This window comes from Sediminibacterium sp. FW305-C-269 (assembly GCF_058231045.1).
Map to the genome: position 1 here is coordinate 160154 of NZ_JBIQXQ010000004.1, position 18499 is coordinate 178652.

Genomic DNA, 18499 nt, shown 5'->3' on the forward strand with positions numbered 1-18499 from the left:
TTAGGATTGAACAGTTTGAAAAGCGCGACTGGTGGCCCGTGTGCCTTCTACCAGGTTAATGAAGATCTCGTTCAGAGAGGGTAATACTTCGTGAAAGGCTTCGATGGTCAGGTTTTGCTGCAGCAGGTGTTGTAAAACATCGTTGCTCCTGTACCCATCCCGGATCTTCACGGTCAAGCGGTTGGCTTTCTGTTCTGTTATTTCAAAAGAGGCTGCTGTAAGGCTGGCGGGTATTTCTGCCAGCTGGATGGCGAATTTGTTTTCCTTAAATTTCTGTTTGATATCGCTGACAGTGCCGTCCAGGATCTTTTTACCCAGGTTCATCAGTACAATATGGTCGCAGATCTCTTCTACCTGTTCCATCCGGTGTGTGCTGAAAATAATGGTACTGCCTCTTTGCGCCAGTCCATAGATCTCATCTTTAATCAGGTTGGCATTAACAGGATCCAGTCCGCTGAACGGTTCATCCAGGATAATCAGCTTGGGTTCATGCAGAACCGTGGTTACAAACTGAAGTTTCTGACTCATGCCTTTACTCAGGTCTTCTACCTTTTTGTTCCACCAGGTCTCCATTTCCAGTCTTTTGAACCAGAACCGGATTTTGTCCATGGCTTCGCTTCTGCTAAGGCCTTTCAGCTGGGCCAGGTAGAGCGCCTGTTCACCGATCTTCATTTTCTTATACAGACCCCGCTCTTCGGGCATATACCCGATCTTGATGATGTCGTTGGCCGGATCAAAATTTTTTCCGTCGAAGCGGATATGACCACTGTCGGGATAAAAAATACCTGTGATCATCCGGAGCAAAGTGGTTTTACCTGCGCCATTAGGTCCCAATAAGCCAAAAATGCTTCCTTTTTCAATGGAGAAACTGATATCGTCCACCGCTTTCTGGGTAGCGTAGTGTTTTTTCAGGTGACTGAGTTCAAGTAGCGTATTCATAAGCCAAAGGTTGTTCTCAAATGTAGGTTTATTTTTCTGGCTGGTTAGTAGCGCTATTCACCTAATTCTTACAGTCAGGATGGAAAAAATAATACATTTGCCCTTTTATCAGTCAACAAAGAAACTATGTTACGAAAGTTGGGATTTACGGCATTGATAGTGGGAATAGGGATTATTTCAACCAGCTGGGGTTTCCTGGCGCATAGGACCATTCATCAGCTGGCAGTATATGAGTTGCCTGATGAGATGATGCCGGTTTTTTACCCGGCCATGGAAAGCCTGGTAAGCAATTCCACCCGGCCGGATATGCGTCGAAACCAGGATAGTATGGAAGCCACCAGGCATTTTATTGACTTTGAAATGTTTGGAGAAAAGGCGGCAACCAAAATGCCTATGGATTGGAACAGGGCGGTAAAAAAATATACCAAGGACAGCCTTTTGAAATATGGATATGTGCCTTATCATGTTATGTACATGAAAGACAAATTAACCGAGGCTTTTCGCAGCGGCGACCGGGACAGTATCCTGTTTTATGCAACGGATATGGGTCATTACATTGCGGATGCGCATGTGCCCTTGCATACCACAGTCAATTATGACGGACAGCTGACTGATCAGAAAGGGATACATAGTTTATGGGAATCGATGATTCCAGAACTGGAGATAGGTAAGTATGATCTGTCCTCGGCGCATAAAGCCACTTATCTGAAACAACCCGCACGGGCTATCTGGAAAGCGCTTCGCAGGGCGGCAAGCCTGGTTCCGGATATGTTACAGAAGGAAAAAGAGGTGAGTAAGGGTTTCACGGAACAGGAGAAGTTCAGGGTGCAGATCAGGAGGGGCAGGGAATCAAAGAGTTATACAGCCGCATTTGCCCGGGCGTACGCTGCAGCGCTGGCACCAGGTATTAATGATCAGTTGCGTAATTCTGTAGATTTGATTGCTGATTTCTGGTATACCAGCTGGGTAGATGCGGGGAAGCCGGATCTCAATGCCATCGCAAAGGGTTGGACAGCTGGAGCAAAACAACAACTGGAAAGAGAATTGAAAGCTTTCAGGGAGAATAAGCTGTTGGAAAACAAATGGTTACTTTCTAAAAGGAGCGATGAAAAGGAAGAACATGCCAATTAGGTATAACTACTTATTAAAATAGGGTGTAAAAACGGTTGTCTGGAGATAACCGTTTTTTTATTTTGGGGGCAGCTTTAAAAATATCCTGAGAAAACTAATTGAGAATTGATGAAATGGTATTTAAATAATTTGGCAGAACTAGCCTGCTTATTAATCGCAATCGTCTATTATCCCTATCTGAAAGGAACTTTTATGAAATGGGTGTTGCCGTTTATGATCTTTATTTTTTTGAGCGAATTATATACAAAATATATAGGCCACGTTTTGGGTGGGACAACAATTGCGCCTAATTATATTATAGGAATAATAGAATCTGTTTTTTATGGTTATGTCTTTTATACTCTTGGGCGTAGTAGGCTTTTAAGGAAGTTGACTCAGATACTGATTACGATAAGTATTTTTAGCTATAGTGTCTCTTTGATTCTATTTCCATCTGATCCTGATTTATTATACATTAACTTAGTTCTTTCAGGTTTGATACTTTCGTTTATATCCTTAGTATATCTATATTCGAGATTTCTTGATGATGATACTGCATATCTTATTGAAGAGCCTGAGTTTTGGATCGCTTTTGGTGTGTCGATATTCTTCTCTGGTGTTTGTGTTGTTTTTTCTTTGCACGATATTATTGTTAAGAACAATCTTTCGGTATTTGGGCTCAAATTACATCATATTGTTCCTCGAGTGTTAAGTGTAATATTATATATCAGTATTTCAATCGCAATTATCCAATGCAAAAAGAAAACCAGGATATCATTATAGCCATCATTAGCGGCACTCTGTTTGTACTGCTATTTGGATTTATCAGTTTCCTGGTAGTCGTTAGTTATGTGCGTCATAAACGAAAACTCCTGCAGGAAAAAGAAGCGCGTGAGATCGTATATCAGAAAGAATTGTTGCAGGCACAACTGGAAATGCAGGAGCATACATTCCGTACCATTGCCCAGGAGATCCATGATAATGTAGGACAGATACTCGGATTGGTGAAACTGAATGTCAACCTGCTTGCTCTGACATTGAAAGACAATGAGATTGTTGAGAATTTGCGTGAACAGACCAATAAAGCGATGGCGGAACTCAGACATCTCGGTAATTCCTATCATGCTGATCGCCTTGCTGAACAGGGGCTGATTGATGCTCTAAAACAACAGTTGGAGCAACTGCAGAAAACAGGCATGTTCAGCACGACTTTTTATTCTGAATATGACAGGTTACAGATTCGTAAAAACTCCCTTATTTTTTTATACCGGATGCTTCAGGAAGCGTTGAATAATATTGTGAAACATGCAAAGGCAGATAAAATAGATCTGAATATTTCCCGGAGAGGAGACGAAGTTTGCATTACCTTGAAGGATAATGGTCTGGGTTTCGATATGGCAGATAGTGCTTTTAAGCCAGGCATAGGGTTGGTGAGTATGCAGGAACGGGCCGCCATGATCAATGCTCATATGGAACTGAGCAGTAAACTTGGGGTTGGTACCACTATTCAATTTAGTTTCAAGCAAAAGAATGTATGATCAGAATTGCATTGGTAGATGATCATGTGGTGCTAAGGAAAAGCCTTGGTATCATGCTGGATAATATGCCAGGGTTCAAAGTAGTGTTAGAAGCCGATAATGGGCTGCATTTGATCGAACAATTGCAGACGGATGCAGAACCCGATCTGGTATTACTGGATATCACCATGCCCGGAATGGATGGTGCTGAAACGGCCCGCTGGCTAAAACAGGAATATCCGGCTATAAAAATCCTGGTGGTAACCATGCTCCGCAGTGACCCGGTAATATTGCAGATGGTGAAGATAGGCGCCAGGGGTTATATATTGAAAGACTGTGAACCAGTTGAATTGCAGGATGCTATTACCTCTGTATATGAAACCGGATATTATTATAATGAACTGTTTACCCCTGGTATGCGAACCAGCAATATCTCAGAAGATGATGCGCCTTTAAGCACACAGGAGATAAGTTTCCTGCGATGGGCCTGTACAGACCTTACACATAAAGAAATTGCCGTAGAAATGCAGGTTAGCCCAAGAACTGTTGATGGTTACCGGGATTCCCTATTCCGGAAGCTGAAAGTGACTTCCAGGGTGGGTATTGTGATATATGCTATCCGTAATGGATTTGTTCAGGTTTAATTCGGTTTAGGCTGTTTTTTCAAAAAAACGGGAATTTTCCCGTATGCCGGTTGGATCTGACCATGTAGCTTTACCATATAAAGAGGATTAACAACGCAGACTGAAAGGTTTGCTTGTTAAGCAGAAGTAGCGGCCCAATACCGGGGGGAATTTGGTCCCGCTATTTCTGCCTCTTTTCTAACATTTTAGGAGGCAATTCTTCAGTTTGGCAAGTGACTGTTCAATTGTTTTTGGAGGGGAGAGATGGTTATCATCTCTCTTTTTTTATGATTATCTGCGCTACACGCTCCCCATCCATTGCGGCACTGATAATACCTCCGGCATAACCGGCACCTTCGCCACAGGGGTATAGATTCTGTACCTGTGGATGTGATAAAAGATCCGGATCTCTTGGAATACGTACCGGTGAAGATGTCCGGCTTTCTGTGGCCACCACGATGGCTTCATTGGTCAGGTATCCCCGCATCTTCTTACCAAAAGCCTGGAATCCTTTTTGCAGGCGCTCGTGTATAAAGCCAGGCAATACCGTTTTCAGATCAGCTGTCACTACCCCGGGTAAATAACTGCAGTCAGGAAGGTCCTGTGATATTGTATGGGTGCAGAAATCCGCCATTCTTTGGGCTGGCGCCCGCAACTGTCCGCCACCGGCCCTAAAAGCTGCCTGCTCAATTTCCTGCTGAAAATAGAGAAGTGCCAGTGGATCTTTCTCCGAAATTTTTTCTTTCCGGGAAGACCTGTTCAAGTAGGCCAGGGCATCGGCCAGTTCTACCTGAACCACCATGCCACTGTTGGCGAAGGGATTGTTTCTTTTACTCGGACTCCAGCCATTTACCACCAGCTCACCGGGCGCAGTGGCAGCGGGTGCAATAATGCCTCCCGGGCACATACAGAAGCTGAAAACCCCTTTCTCGTTCACCTGTTCTACCAATCCGTATGAAGCGGGGGGCAGGTCTCCGTCTCTTACCGTACAATGATATTGTATCGAATCGATCAGCGATTGCGGGTGCTCAATACGCACGCCCATGGCAAAAGGTTTGGCTTCAATCTGTAGTTTCTTATTCGCTAAGAGATGGAAAATATCCCTCGCCGAATGTCCCGTGGCCAGTATGGCCGCATCGCCCGCTATTTTTTCCCCGTCAGCAGTGATAACCGCCGTCAGCCGGTCACCTTCAATCACAAAGTCAGTTACTTTTTTCTCAAAGAGAAATTGTCCACCGCTGGACCGGATCTGTTCACGGATAGCGGTGATAATGTGAGGCAGTTTGTTGGTGCCGATATGCGGATGGGCCTCATACAGGATACGTTCGTCAGCCCCAAATCGCCAGAACAGTTGCAGGATACGATTGATATCTCCCCGTTTATTGCTTCTTGTATACAATTTGCCATCACTATAAGTACCGGCACCCCCTTCTCCAAAACAATAATTGCTTTCCGGGTTTACCACCCCTGCTTTGTTCAGTGCGGCAAGGTCCCGGCGCCTGGCTTTTACATCCTTGCCTCTTTCCAGTACGATGGGCTGTATACCGGCTTCAATAAGCTGGAGTGCGGCAAAAAGTCCGGCTGGACCGGCGCCAATAATGATGACTTTTGTTTGGGCTTTACTTACATCCGGAAAATGTATCGGCAGAAAATGTCTCTTTTCAAAAGGCTCGTTCACAAAAGCCTTCACAGTAAGGTTGATCCATACCTGGCTTCTGCTCCGGGCATCGATCGATTGCTTCAGTTTCCGGAAACCGGTGATCTCCTGTTCCTTACTACCGATAGAAGCCGCGATATGCTGACTGATGGCATTGTCACTGACAGCTTCAGCCGGTTTTAATTTGAGTTGGATGTCTTTTTGCATTCCGTTAGGTGTTTATCCTAAAAAGAAACTTTAAGGAATATGCCCTGATAGGGCAGCTTCTTTAAAATGGCAGGTCGTCTATATTGTCTGATGCCGGGGGCATATCATGATAATCCACAGAATCGCCGCCATTACTGTTTTGTCCCAGCTTAACGGTCTCCATACGCCAGGCATCCAGGTTGGTGATATAGTTCTCCCTGCCATCCTTCACCCATTTGGTTCCCTTGATGTTGAACTGGACTTTTACTTCGTCGCCCAGGTTGAACCTATCGGGCATGGAAGTCCTGTCCTGCACACATTGGAACTTTACATAATTGGTAATAGTGCGCCCTCCAATATCTTCTGTTTTTTCAATAACAAACTCGCGTGTTTTGAATGTTTCTTTGCGCTGTACGATCTCAAATACAGCCACCAGTTTTCCAACAATTTCGTAAGACATAACTTCTTTGTTTAAAGTGGTCAAAAGTAGCATTAAAATCTGCTCGCTCTTCAAAAAAGGGCTTTTAAAGGATCATTAATATTGTATCTTTCGTATCATAAGTCAGCTTACCCATGAACAGGAGTTTTTTTTCATTCTGGACCCTTATTATCTGTATCAGTTCCTGCACCAGTACTCAGCCTGTTACCACTGTTCAATACAAGGATTACCGCATAGAAAGATCAGGCCGGTCTGATACTGCCATGATCAGCATGCTGACGCCTTATAGTGCGGCACTGAATGAGTCCATGAACAAAATCATCGGCTTCTCCAATAACCAGCTTTCAGCCAAACAGCCCGAAAGTGGTCTGGGAAACTTCATGGCCGATTGTATGCGTATCATGGCTGAGAAAAAATTTGGCAGGAAGGTAGATGCCGGATTTATGAACCAGGGCGGTATCCGGTCCTATATACCCAAAGGGAACATTACGGCGGGAAGGATCTTTGAACTGATGCCTTTCGATAACCTGTTGGTGATTCAGGAAGTAAAAGGCGCCGTATTGCAGCAGTTCCTGGATAAAATGGCTTCGGATGGAGGATGGCCGGTATCGGCGGGGTTGACCATGGGTATCAAAGATAAAAGAGCGGTGAATGTTCAGATCAATGGTAAACCACTGGATATCGCCGCAGTGTATGTGATCGCCAATTCTGATTATGTGGCCAATGGGGGCAGCGATTGTGAGATGTTGCGCAGGATTCCCCAGCAGAACAAAGGGTACCTGATGCGGGATGCGCTGATCGATTTTGTGTCGGATCTGACCCGCCAGGGCAAACCATTGGATTATCATATTGAAAATAGGGTGGTATATGTTAATTAACAGAAGAAAATTCCTAGAGCAATCTGCGCTTGCCAGTGGAGCACTGGCCCTGTCTTCGGTATTGCCTTCTTCCGAAGCGGAAGCTGCTGCAGCCGTAAGGCGGATTACGATTTTACACACCAATGATGTACATAGCCGGCTGGATCCCTTCCCGATGGATGGAAGCCGTAACCAGGGACTGGGAGGTGTAGCCGCCAGGGCTGCTCTGATCGAAGAAATCCGTGCCGAAGGGGGAGAGGTTTTATTACTGGATGCAGGTGATATTTTTCAGGGCACTCCCTATTTTAACCTGTACAAAGGTGAACCGGAAATGAAAGCCATGGAAAAAATGGGCTATCATGCCGCTACCATGGGTAACCACGATTTTGATGCCGGACTGGAAAACTTTGCTGCGCAGTTATCGCATGTCAGCTTTCCTATCCTGATCTGTAACTACGATTTTTCAGGAACGGTCATGGAATCAAAGTTTCAACCTTATAAAATTTTCCAGAAAGGTGACCTGAAGATCGGCGTGTTAGGGGTGGGGATTGAACTGCGGGGATTGGTGCCTGAGCATCTCTACGGTAAGACCGTGTATCTGAACCCAATAGAATCCGCCAACCGGACTGCGGACCTCTTGCGGAAACAGGGTTGCGATATGGTAATCTGTTTATCACACCTGGGCGATAAGTACGATGACGACAAGGTGAGCGATGAGATACTGGCCAAAGAGAGTTACGATATTGACCTGATCATAGGCGGACATACCCATCGTTTTTTTGAGCAACCCCGAAAATACCCTAATCGTAGGGGTGCAGATACGGTAGTGAACCAGGTGGGCTGGGCGGGGATCCAGCTGGGGCGGCTGGACTATAGTTTTTCGGGCTCAAAAAAGAAAAATCTGGCAAATGCCCATACTGTGGTAATAGGGAAAAAAACAAGGGAATAAAAAATTTTTTTTTCAACATAAAGTCTACATATTCGCAACCCCAATTTATTTTTTTTACTTATCCACATGTGGAAAAAAAACGATAACTTGAAGGCTTGGGATAAGTAATAAAGCAGAATAATATAACTCATTATAAATTCTTTCTTTTTGTATGGCTAAGAACGCTGAATCAGTCTGGAGCAATTGTTTAAAGATCATCAAAGACATTGTAGAATGGCAACATTTTAAAACATGGTTTGAGCCGATTACCCCTGTAGAATTGAAAGGTAATGTTTTAATGATTCAGGTTCCCAGTCAGTTCTTTTACGAATACCTGGAAGAACATTATGTGAACCTGCTTGCCAAAACACTGAAAAGAGAACTGGGGAAAGAAGCAAGGTTGGAATACAGGATCATGGTTGACAGTGGCAATACAAATGGACGAAATGGTTCTATGGATGTTCCTGCCAGCAATATGAAAACTTACAACAACAACGAGATGAACTTCCCGTTGGTGATCGATAATCCGGTAAAAAATCCTTTCGTCATTCCCGGGCTCAAGAAAATGCAGATTGATCCGCAGTTGAACCACATGTATGTTTTCGAATCTTTTATAGAAGGCGATTGCAACCGTGTGGCCCGACGTGCCGGTAAAACCGTGGCAGAGAAACCCGGGGCCAATTCTTTCAATCCGTTGGTGATTTATGGTGGTGTAGGTCTGGGGAAAACACACCTGGCACAAGCCATTGGTAATGAGGTAAAAAGACAGCATCCCGGGAAAGTGGTACTGTACGTAAGCAGCGAAAAATTCATCAACCAGTTCCAGGATCATAGCCGGAACAATGCTATTAATGACTTTATCCATTTTTACCAGCTGATCGACGTGCTGATCATCGACGATGTGCAGTTCTTCAGTCGCGCAGAAAAAAGCCAGGATGCATTTTTTGCCATCTTCAACCACTTACACCAGAGCGGCAAACAACTGGTATTAACTTCTGACAAGCCACCCAAAGACCTGGATGGTATGCAGGAGCGTTTGCTGAGCCGTTTCCGTTGGGGATTAAGCGCCGACCTCCAGATCCCCGATTATGAGACCCGTATCGAGATCCTGGAAAAGAAAATGAAGAACGATGGCCTGGATATGCCCAAAGAAGTGGTGAAGTATGTTGCCTATAATATCAACACCAATGTACGTGAACTGGAAGGCGCATTGATCTCACTGCTGGCCCAGTCTTCCCTGAACAAAAAGGACATTGATGTGGAACTGGCCAAAAAAGTGCTCCGCAACTTTGTTAAGACCAGCAGCAAAGAGATCACCATTGATGCGATCCAGAAGATGGTTTGTGAATATTTTGATGTTTCTTACGATAAACTGTTACAAAAAACCCGTAAACGCGAGATCGTACAGGCAAGGCAGATCACCATGTACCTGGCCAAAGCCTTTACCAAGAACTCGCTGAAGACCATCGGCGAACATTTCGGAGGACGTGATCACACCACCGTGATCCATTCCTGCCAGACGGTAAAAGACCTGATGGATACGGATTCCATCTTCCGCGAGAATGTGATGGAGCTGACCCAGAAAGTACAGTTAGCTGCCATGTAACCCCTGCTATTCGAAGAGATTATGATGACCTCCCGGACGCATCCCGTTCGGGAGGTTTATTTTTTAGGTTTTTACGATACATTTTTGGCAGTTAAGCACGGGCATCCTATTTTTGCAGCCCTCTCTGAAAAGAGCAGGAACGGTGAGGTGGGAGAGTGGCTCAATCCAGTAGTTTGCTAAACTGCCGTACGGGTCAAACTGTACCGAGGGTTCGAATCCCTCCCTCACCGCTTTCTTTTGGGTTCCTTATCTGGAAGAAAGTATCGGCATCCATTCCGGTAGAGGTTTCGGGAAGTAGCGCAGGCCGGTAGCGCACCTGGTTTGGGACCAGGGGGTCGCAGGTTCGAATCCTGTCTTCCCGACCACAAAGAGTCTTTCAGCAATGAAAGACTCTTTTTTTGCGGTATATTTATCCTTTTCACTGCTTAATCTGCAATAATAGCCATGGCTCAGTATTTACCCGAAATAAGAACCGTGACGGTAACCCGTTATGTAGCACCCCTGCGCGAGGGTGGTTCTTTGCCGGCTATTGCTGAAGCCGATGATGGATTCCTGTATGTATTGAAATTCAGAGGAGCGGGCCAGGGAGTGAAAGCCCTGATCGCAGAACTGATCGGGGGAGAACTGGCGCGTGCATTGGGATTGAAGGTTCCGGAGATCGTGTTCGCCAACCTGGATACCGTATTTGGCAGAACAGAGCCCGATGAGGAGATCCAGGACCTGTTGAAAGCCAGCGAAGGACTGAACCTGGGTTTACACTATCTCTCAGGTGCCATCACTTTTGACCCTAACGTTACACCGATCGATGCAAAACTTGCATCCAGGATCGTTTGGCTGGATTGCCTGTTAATGAATGTTGACAGGACGGTACGGAATACCAATATGCTGATCTGGAAAAAAGAGCTCTGGCTGATAGACCATGGTGCGGCGCTCTATTTTCATCATTCCTGGCAGGATTGGGAATCGTATGCGGAAAGACCTTTTGTACAGGTAAAAGATCATGTACTGTTGCCCTGGGCATCTGCACTTGAGGAAGCACAAAAGGAAGCCAGTGCTATATTGACACCGGAACTGATCAACGCCATTGTGGCTTTGTTGCCCGATGAATGGCTGCAGCCAGGCGAGGAGAACCTGTCGCCTGAAGAACGCAGAAACGTATATGCCAGCTTCCTGAACACGAGGATACGTCTTGCTGACAATTTTGTAAAAGAAGCAAAATATGCCCGAGAACCACATATTTGAGTATGCCATCATACGCATTGTGCCGAAAGTGGAGCGTGAAGAATTCTTCAACGTTGGGGTAGTGCTGTTTTGCAAGCGGCAGGATTTTTTGGAAATGAAATACGTGTTACCCGAAGAAAAGATCCGCCTGTTTTGTGAGATGTTGAATACGGAAGAACTGAAGCAATACCTGCTGAGTTTCGAAAAGATCTGCAAAGGCAGCTCAGAAGGCGGGCCCATTGCTACACTGGATAAAGCTTCCCGCTTTCGTTGGTTAACGGCGGCCCGGAGTACTGTATTACAGACCTCTAAAGTACACCCTGGTTTATGTGGTGATCCGCAAAAAGCATTGGACCACCTGTTTCAACAACTTGTTTTATAAAAGCCTGCCTGAAAGGAGTTATGAAGTACGATATCTGTTGCATAGGACATATTACCCATGATAAGATCGTTACCCCTGCATCGGTGGTGCACATGGCTGGAGGAACCTCTTTTTATTTTTCCAATGCCATCAGGCAGATGCCCCTCCGTTACCAGCTGATAACGGCCGTAGCAGCAACAGAAATGCCCTATGTACAGGCACTGCGTGATACAGAAATTGACGTTACAGTATTTCCCAGCAGACAAACTGTTTATTTTGAGAATATCTATGGAGAAAACCAGGACAATCGTACCCAGCGTGTATTGCATAAATCAGACCCTTTTACGGTAGCACAACTGCAAACGGTTACTGCCAGCATATTTCACCTGGGGCCACTGTTGGCAGATGATATCCCGGTTGACTTGATCCGCCACCTCGCTTCTCGGGGTAAAGTTTCACTTGATGTGCAGGGTTTTCTGCGTGAGGTAAGGGATGAACAGGTGTACCCGGTTGACTGGTCTGAAAAACGGGAAGCACTTCCTTATATCTCGATCCTGAAAGCCAATGAAACGGAAATGGAGCAACTTACCGGTACTGCTGATATCAGGGCAGGCATTCAGCAATTGGTTAACTGGGGTGTGCCTGAAGTGATCATTACACTGGGTAGTAAAGGTTCTGTGATCTATTACGATGGAGGCCTACATCCGATACCGGCTTTTGTACCAAGGCAGGTGATTGATGCAACCGGTTGTGGGGATACCTATATGGCCGGTTACCTTTTCCGCCGGTATAAAGGCGATTTTGCAGAAAAAGCCGGCAATTTTGCAGCCGCCATGGCCACTTCCAAAATAGAAGCTTCCGGGCCATTCTGTGGTAATGAAGCGGATGTGAAAGAAGTAATGCAGCATAGGAGTTCCTTTGTGTTTCATTAATTATCATCTTGCTTATTGCCGCTCATAATAGTTGTATCTGTTTACTTCTAGAATGAACGATGTGTGGGAATTATTGAATAAATTGGCAACTCAAACTAACGGTACTATATGAAAAAAATCAGTGGCATGGTTGCCCTTTTTTCCCTGGCGGGTCTGTTGCCTGTTGCTGCGCAGGACAAACCTGAATGGCAGTCGGTATTCGGCAAGATCAACCAGGAAGTGTTGAATCATTCACAGGCGTATAGCAGTCTTAAAAAAACTACTGAAACCGTAGGACATCGTCTGACCGGTTCTGCCAACGGAAAAAAAGCGGAAGCATTCGCGTTCGACCTGTTGAAGTCCTATGGGTTCACCGATCTGCGTTATCAGCCTTTTGAAGTAGAAAGCTGGAGTCGCGGGACCATCCATGTGCAGATGGGAACCGATGTCAACCAGATGCAGGAGGTAAAATCGGTATCATTGGCGCATTCTCCGGTAAAAGCGGACGTGAAACTGGAAGTGGTGGATATGGGAAATGGTCTGGAAGAAGATTATGCGACCGATCCGGATAAAGTGAAAGGAAAAATAGCCCTTGTATACCTGGGTGTGTTGCCCGGATCCAAACCCGGGACCAAATCATTACATCGTTCTGAAAAAACAGCTATCGCTACAAAATATGGGGCCAAAGGAGTGATCATCATCAATACGGCGGCCGGAGGTATCCTGTTAACGGGTACGGCTTCTGTAACGGGCAAGCTGATCCCGATACCTGCCGTTTGTATCGGTAAGGAAGACGGCATGGCGTGGAAAGAAAAATTGAAGGCCGGTAAAGTATACAGCCACATAACACTTACCAATTTCTCCGGTATGATCAAAGCCAGGAACGTGATCGCTACGATCAAAGGAAAGAGCCTGCCTAATGAAAAAGTAGTGGTGGGTGGCCACCTCGACAGCTGGGACCTGGCAACCGGCGCCATTGATAATGGTATCGGCTCTTTTTCGGTACTGGATATGGCCCGGACCTTTCAGGCATTACGCCTTCGTCCGGAGAGAACTGTGGAATTTGTTCTGTTCATGGGGGAAGAGCAGGGACTATTGGGCTCAAGGGCTTATGTTGACCAGGCTATCAAAGATAAAAGCATTAACCAGGTTCGTTACATGCTTAATTATGATATGACCAATGACCCCAAAGGCTATTCCAGTTCTTCTGATGAAAGTAAAGAACTGTTTCAGGCAATCGGAGCTATTGCGCATTCCATTGATACTTCATTTAAGAATAGCTTCCGCAGCGGTGCAGGTTTACATAGCGATCACCAGCCCTTTATGCTGCATGGTGTTCCGACAGGAGGAGCTGCTGGTGGTGCTTTACCGAATAACTCAGGCCCCTGTTACCATGCCGACTGTGATGGGTTCAATCTCGTGGATGAGATGGGAATGAAAAATACAGTCCGTTTCAACGCTATGTTACTGTATGGCATCGCTGATGCGAAAGAGATCAAAGCCAGGCATCTTACGGATGCTGAAACACGGGATTTTCTGATCAAAAACAACTTGAAGGAACCCCTGGAGATCGCGGGTGACTGGAGATGGAAGGATTGATAATATGGATTACTTGAACAAAGAAGCCGCAGTTGTGTTACTGCGGCTTCTTTGTTTATATAGCAGATTCAATGTGCTGTCTTTCTTTTCTCCCATTGTTGTTGTATGGTTATGGATGCCAAGAGTGTTAGTAGAGCCGCCATCATACCGCCGCCTACATCCTGGGGGAAATGCTGCGCCAGGTAAATGCGGGAGTATCCCACCAGTAATGCACAGATAAAACCAACAGGAATAAACCATCTGTTCCTGATGAGCAGGCAGCCAAGCAGGAAGATGGTGAAAGCAGTAGTGGTATGTCCTGAAGGGAAGCTGTGAGAACTGTGTAATTCAATGCCTGTCACGGTGTGAATAGAACTCTGGTCTGTAATAGCGGCGGTGGGTCTCAGTTCTCCCGGAAAGAGGAATCGTTTGGCTCCCTGGGCGATCAGGGTGGAAAATAGAATGGCAGCCAACAATAAAGGGAATTGTGTTCTCCTGAAAAACCAGAACAGGATCGCTACCAATATCCATATGGCCCCATCGCCAAGATTGGTCCAGTAGCTGAAAAATATATCACCAGTTGCACCAAGATCTGTATTCAACATCAGGAAAAATGGGGTTCTGCCAATGACAAAGGAGTTGACAAGCAGGAACAGGGCGCCGATCAGTGTGAGCAGGAATCCGATCACAAAATTCCGGTTCGGAAAAGGAGATCTGGTAAACATGTATGGGTCTTTGCACAAATCTACAGATTGCCGGGCGTAAATAAGATGAAAAAGCCCTGCCAGTATTGGCAGGGCACTCATTAAAAACTCAAACAATGGTATGATTAAGCAATACCAGCCAGTTCGAGACTGCGTTTTTTCAGGTTCACAATATCCAGGTTGTCTATGATGGGTTCGTTGGTCAGGATGAGTGAACTGCCATTTTCTCTCCACCAGTTGTTCTCTTTCAGGTGTTTCACATGCAATACACCTATCAGGTATTTCCTTTCAGCTTCGGCATGCCATTCTTCGATCCACTCGAATTTTTCACGGGGTATATATTTCCAATCGTCAAAACTTACGTATACTTTCAGGTAATAATCGTGGGTCAGTTCGTTGGGTTGATGGTGGTACAGTTTCTTGTATTCGTAGCGGTAATCATAGCGCAAAGCTCCGATATCACTCAATACGGCAGATGCCGTGGGAAAACTTCCTGCGCCTTTTCCGTAGAAGAACTGCTTGTCGGCGAAGCCACTCTCGATTACCACGCCGTTGTATTCATTTTTGACAAAAGAAAGGGGCTCGTTCAGTTTTACAAATTGAGGTAATACAAATGCAGCCACTTTTCCATTCTTCAGTTTCTGCGCCTGGGCGATCAGTTTGATATCGAGATTTTTTTCTTTCGCCACTACCGCATCGCTCAGCTGGATATTCTGTATGCCATTAAAAATAAGGTTATTTGGATGTTCCACAATACCATATGCGTGATTCAGCAGGATGGTCCACTTGTTCACTGCATCGTACCCTTCTATATCCAGTTTGGGATTACTTTCCGCAAAACCAAGCTGTTGTGCCAGTAACAGGGCTTCCTGGAAATCCAGTTTATCTTCGAACATTTTGGTGAGAATGAAATTGGTGGATCCGTTCACAATGGCTTTGATGGAATGCAGAAGGTCATTGTCGTAGTACTCTTCCAGGTTCCTGATAACAGGGATAGAGGCACAGGCGGCTGCTTCGCAAAGAAAAGGCAGGTTGGTCTCCTGTTGTAATGCGAGTATTTCGGGAAGGTGCTCAGCAATCATTTTTTTACTGGCACTTACTACGGCTTTGCCATTTCTAAGTGCGATCGAAACGATCTCGAAAGCAGCATTGGCATCGTCGATCACTTCTACTACTACATTAATGCTTTCGTCGTTCAGGATATCATCCCTGTCTGTTGTAAACAGGGATGCCGGTGCATTTCTTGTTTTGCCCGGGTTCTTGATACATACTTTCTTGATGGTTGCTTTTAAGGAAGGTGTTTGCTGTAAAACCCTGTATAAACCTTCACCTACTACGCCAAATCCAAATAAACCGATCGTCAATTGTTTGTGTGTTTCCATTTCGTACTTGTTAATTATTATATGGGGGTCAAAAAACAGTTGGCTGAACAGCAGGTTTGGTTGCAAAACGGATTTCAGGCATCCGAAGCGGATACCTGTTTTGGTCTGCAAAATTACTTCCGTTGCTGCTGATCAATGTCATACAATTGTTATGATTTAGCAGGCAGCTGAAACTGTTGCCTGTTGTTGGTTACTGATGAGCAGGAAAGTCTTTTCGAGGTCGTTGATGAGGTCTTCTGCATCTTCCAGACCTATCGACAGCCGTATCAGGCTATCCTGCACTCCCGCTGCTCTCCTTTTTTCTGCAGGAATAGATTTATGCGTCATGTTCGCCGGATGTGATACCAGGCTTTTGATGCCGCCCAGACTCTCTGCCAGTTTGAACAATCGGGTTTGTGTAACCAGGCTTACCGCGGCCTCTTCGGTATCTTCTTTGAGTGTAAAGGATATGATGCCGCCAAATCCACTGGATTGTTTTCGGGCTATTTCATGGTTTGGATGCGTTGGTAAGCCTGGATAAAACACTTTGTCTACGGCAGGATGTTGCGCCAGGTATCTTGCAACGCTTAATGCACTGCTACAATGTTGCCTGATGCGCAGGTGCAGGGTTTCAATACCCCGGATCACCAGCCAGCTGTCGAAAGGGGCAAGGATGGCACCACAGGCATTCTGCAGGTATTTGATCCTGGCACCCAGATCGGCATCTTTGGTAACGACGAGGCCTGCAATCAGGTCGCTGTGCCCGCCCAGGTATTTGGTGGCACTGTGTATCACGATATCTGCTCCCAACGCAAGCGGCTGTTGTAATACGGGAGATGCAAAAGTATTGTCCACACAAAGCAGACATTGATGCGTTTTTGCTAGCCTGGCAATGGCATCGATATCTGCAATTTTTAAAGTTGGGTTGGTGGGTGTTTCGAGCCAGATCAGTTTGGTTTCGGGTGTAATGGCGTCAACAAGGTTGTTTACATCTGAACAGTCTACATAGGTTACTTTAATGCCAAACTTCTCATATACCTGGGTAAACAGACGGAAGGCACCGCCATAAATATCATCTACAGCAAGTATCTCATCTCCTGTCTTTAATAATTTTACAATGGCATCTATGGCAGCGAGACCGCTGCTGAAAGCCACACCAACAGAGCCTTCTTCCAGTTGTGCGATCAGCTGCTCCAGTGTGGCGCGGGTAGGGTTGCCGGTACGGGCATAATCATATCCTTTGTTTACACCAGGGGCTTCCTGCACAAAAGTGGAAGTTTGGTAAATCGGAACAGAGATCGCTCCGGTTAATGGGTCTACGGGAATGCTGTGGATCAGTTCTGTTGCTGTGCTCATTGTTAATCAGTTTTGTGCTTCGATCCTGCTATAGGAACCGGAAGCGGTTGGGAATTTTGTAAAAATTCTTTTCAAAACTTAACAAGAGAAGCGAGTGAAACTTACCTGATCAGCTTTTAATGCTCAGCCATACCTTACGGTCTGTTGCATAAAAAAAGCTCATCCGGTAAGTCAGATGAGCTTGAATATGATATTCCACCTTCGTGGGCATTTGCAAACTGTTACTCTGACTTATCTTTTCCTGCCATACGGCGGGATCGGAGTTGGCACCTTCATACAACTGAGTGGTTTGTATGGGTTGCCAAGGCTTCATCGGGCCAAATTCCCTCTGCCTTTCTTGATAAGTGATCTAAAGAACTGGTGCAAAGATAAGGGAGGGATTCGCATATTTCCAAAATGAAAGTCTCTTTTAGCAGTTGGAATATGGCTGTATTCCTTTGCTGGAAAGGATTTCGGTTGTTAAAATATTTTTTTGCCGGGAGCGATGGTTTTGTACACACCCAGCCGCAGACCTGTAACTGCTGCATTCAGATCAATCGACAATTGTGGCCCGAAATAGGCTAATCCCGCACCCAAACTACCCCTCAGATCAACAAAACTGTCTTTGGTGCTTTGTGTGGTACCGTTCTGATAGCTGGTTTTATAGACTCGCTGAACGGTGGCTAATTCTATGGAAGCCAAGCCATATCCCTTCCATTTTTTGTTTCGGGTAATATCGAGGTACAAACGTGTGAAAGGTGCAATGCCCAGATCGTAGTAATTATCGGCGTTGTAGTTGATGCCTGGCGAATAAGGAGGCACCCTGCGTTCGTGCCAAAAGCCAAGCGTGGCCTGCCCACCCACAATCCAGTTTCGCTGGATGGCCCATCCCAGGGTTGGTACGAGGTTCAAGCCGTATCGTTTGATGTTTTGACTGAAATTCAGGTCCGGATTGGTAGCGTAGATATCGCCGAGAATGAGGTTGGTCTGCAATCCTGCCAGTCTCGCACCCTTTTCCAGTTGTGCTTTTGATTGCAGGGACAATAGCACCATGCCCAATACAATGAGTTTTTTCATAGGATGTTTTTACATTGTAAATATATCAAATATGATGCCACGGTCTGCTTTTTTTGATGGGTGGTTGATATAATTTAAACCTGCCGACT

General features: G+C 45.6%; 17 protein-coding genes, 2 tRNA genes and 1 riboswitch. Of the genes, 12 read left to right on the top strand and 7 right to left on the bottom strand.

Annotation, left to right across the window (positions count from 1 at the left end; all coding sequences use genetic code 11):
* Complete coding sequence (locus ACH3Y6_RS14340) at window positions 1-939, bottom strand: ABC transporter ATP-binding protein (RefSeq protein WP_490836314.1); 939 nt, start codon at window positions 937-939, stop codon at window positions 1-3.
* 126 nt (window positions 940-1065) lie between these two features.
* Here ACH3Y6_RS14340 and ACH3Y6_RS14345 point away from each other — a divergent pair, with 126 nt between their 5' ends.
* The 3 genes from ACH3Y6_RS14345 to ACH3Y6_RS14355 all read left to right on the top strand — a co-directional run bounded on the left by ACH3Y6_RS14345 (window position 1066) and on the right by ACH3Y6_RS14355 (window position 4210).
* Complete coding sequence (locus ACH3Y6_RS14345) at window positions 1066-2070, top strand: zinc dependent phospholipase C family protein (RefSeq protein ID WP_490836315.1); 1005 nt, start codon at window positions 1066-1068, stop codon at window positions 2068-2070.
* 731 nt (window positions 2071-2801) lie between these two features.
* Window positions 2802-3587, top strand: coding sequence for a sensor histidine kinase (locus tag ACH3Y6_RS14350; protein ID WP_490836316.1), 786 nt, complete (start codon window positions 2802-2804; stop codon window positions 3585-3587).
* A complete protein-coding gene (locus ACH3Y6_RS14355) occupies window positions 3584-4210 on the top strand; it encodes a response regulator (RefSeq protein WP_490836317.1) in 627 nt (208 codons plus the stop codon). Before ACH3Y6_RS14350 ends, ACH3Y6_RS14355 begins: the two co-directional genes overlap by 4 nt.
* A gap of 250 nt (window positions 4211-4460) precedes the next feature.
* On the opposite strand, the gene ACH3Y6_RS14360 is transcribed toward ACH3Y6_RS14355, so the two are convergent.
* Together ACH3Y6_RS14360 and ACH3Y6_RS14365 are read right to left on the bottom strand one after the other, a co-directional pair.
* Entirely contained in the window at window positions 4461-6053 is a 1593-nt protein-coding gene (locus tag ACH3Y6_RS14360) for an NAD(P)/FAD-dependent oxidoreductase (RefSeq protein ID WP_490836318.1), read from the bottom strand.
* Window positions 6054-6114: 61 nt separating this feature from the next.
* Entirely contained in the window at window positions 6115-6492 is a 378-nt protein-coding gene (locus tag ACH3Y6_RS14365; RefSeq protein WP_490836319.1) for a DUF3127 domain-containing protein, read from the bottom strand.
* 113 nt (window positions 6493-6605) lie between these two features.
* Here ACH3Y6_RS14365 and ACH3Y6_RS14370 point away from each other — a divergent pair, with 113 nt between their 5' ends.
* The 9 genes from ACH3Y6_RS14370 to ACH3Y6_RS14410 all read left to right on the top strand — a co-directional run bounded on the left by ACH3Y6_RS14370 (window position 6606) and on the right by ACH3Y6_RS14410 (window position 13954).
* Window positions 6606-7349: a 5'-nucleotidase C-terminal domain-containing protein gene (locus tag ACH3Y6_RS14370; protein ID WP_490836320.1), complete on the top strand. Its 744-nt coding sequence runs from the start codon at window positions 6606-6608 to the stop codon at window positions 7347-7349.
* Window positions 7339-8277: a bifunctional metallophosphatase/5'-nucleotidase gene (locus ACH3Y6_RS14375; RefSeq protein WP_490836321.1), complete on the top strand. Its 939-nt coding sequence runs from the start codon at window positions 7339-7341 to the stop codon at window positions 8275-8277. Before ACH3Y6_RS14370 ends, ACH3Y6_RS14375 begins: the two co-directional genes overlap by 11 nt.
* 151 nt (window positions 8278-8428) lie before the next feature.
* The gene (gene dnaA / locus ACH3Y6_RS14380) at window positions 8429-9862 is read left to right on the top strand and encodes a chromosomal replication initiator protein DnaA (RefSeq protein WP_490836322.1); all 1434 of its coding nucleotides are present in this window, start codon (window positions 8429-8431) and stop codon (window positions 9860-9862) included.
* 141 nt (window positions 9863-10003) lie between these two features.
* Window positions 10004-10092 (top strand) — tRNA-Ser (locus ACH3Y6_RS14385).
* Window positions 10093-10150: 58 nt separating this feature from the next.
* Window positions 10151-10227 (top strand) — tRNA-Pro (locus ACH3Y6_RS14390).
* A gap of 79 nt (window positions 10228-10306) precedes the next feature.
* Window positions 10307-11104: a HipA family kinase gene (locus ACH3Y6_RS14395; RefSeq protein WP_490836323.1), complete on the top strand. Its 798-nt coding sequence runs from the start codon at window positions 10307-10309 to the stop codon at window positions 11102-11104.
* Window positions 11082-11465, top strand: coding sequence for a DUF3037 domain-containing protein (locus ACH3Y6_RS14400; RefSeq protein WP_490836324.1), 384 nt, complete (start codon window positions 11082-11084; stop codon window positions 11463-11465). Before ACH3Y6_RS14395 ends, ACH3Y6_RS14400 begins: the two co-directional genes overlap by 23 nt.
* A gap of 20 nt (window positions 11466-11485) precedes the next feature.
* Complete coding sequence (locus ACH3Y6_RS14405) at window positions 11486-12376, top strand: PfkB family carbohydrate kinase (protein ID WP_490836325.1); 891 nt, start codon at window positions 11486-11488, stop codon at window positions 12374-12376.
* A 108-nt stretch (window positions 12377-12484) separates the two neighbouring features.
* Complete coding sequence (locus ACH3Y6_RS14410) at window positions 12485-13954, top strand: M28 family peptidase (protein ID WP_490836326.1); 1470 nt, start codon at window positions 12485-12487, stop codon at window positions 13952-13954.
* Between the two features lie 68 nt (window positions 13955-14022).
* Here ACH3Y6_RS14410 and ACH3Y6_RS14415 read toward each other — a convergent pair whose 3' ends face one another.
* The 4 genes from ACH3Y6_RS14415 to ACH3Y6_RS14430 form a co-directional block, all read right to left on the bottom strand.
* Window positions 14023-14658: a phosphatase PAP2 family protein gene (locus tag ACH3Y6_RS14415; protein WP_490836327.1), complete on the bottom strand. Its 636-nt coding sequence runs from the start codon at window positions 14656-14658 to the stop codon at window positions 14023-14025.
* A gap of 104 nt (window positions 14659-14762) precedes the next feature.
* On the bottom strand, window positions 14763-16019 hold the full coding sequence (locus tag ACH3Y6_RS14420; RefSeq protein ID WP_490836328.1) for a homoserine dehydrogenase: 1257 nt from the start codon (window positions 16017-16019) through the stop codon (window positions 14763-14765).
* A 156-nt stretch (window positions 16020-16175) separates the two neighbouring features.
* Window positions 16176-17354 carry a trans-sulfuration enzyme family protein gene (locus ACH3Y6_RS14425; RefSeq protein WP_490836329.1) on the bottom strand — a complete coding sequence of 393 codons (1179 nt, stop codon included), beginning with the start codon at window positions 17352-17354 and terminating at the stop codon, window positions 16176-16178.
* A gap of 228 nt (window positions 17355-17582) precedes the next feature.
* Window positions 17583-17701: riboswitch (SAM riboswitch) on the bottom strand.
* A gap of 112 nt (window positions 17702-17813) precedes the next feature.
* The gene (locus ACH3Y6_RS14430) at window positions 17814-18410 is read right to left on the bottom strand and encodes a hypothetical protein (protein WP_490836330.1); all 597 of its coding nucleotides are present in this window, start codon (window positions 18408-18410) and stop codon (window positions 17814-17816) included.
* Window positions 18411-18499: the final 89 nt, after the last annotated feature.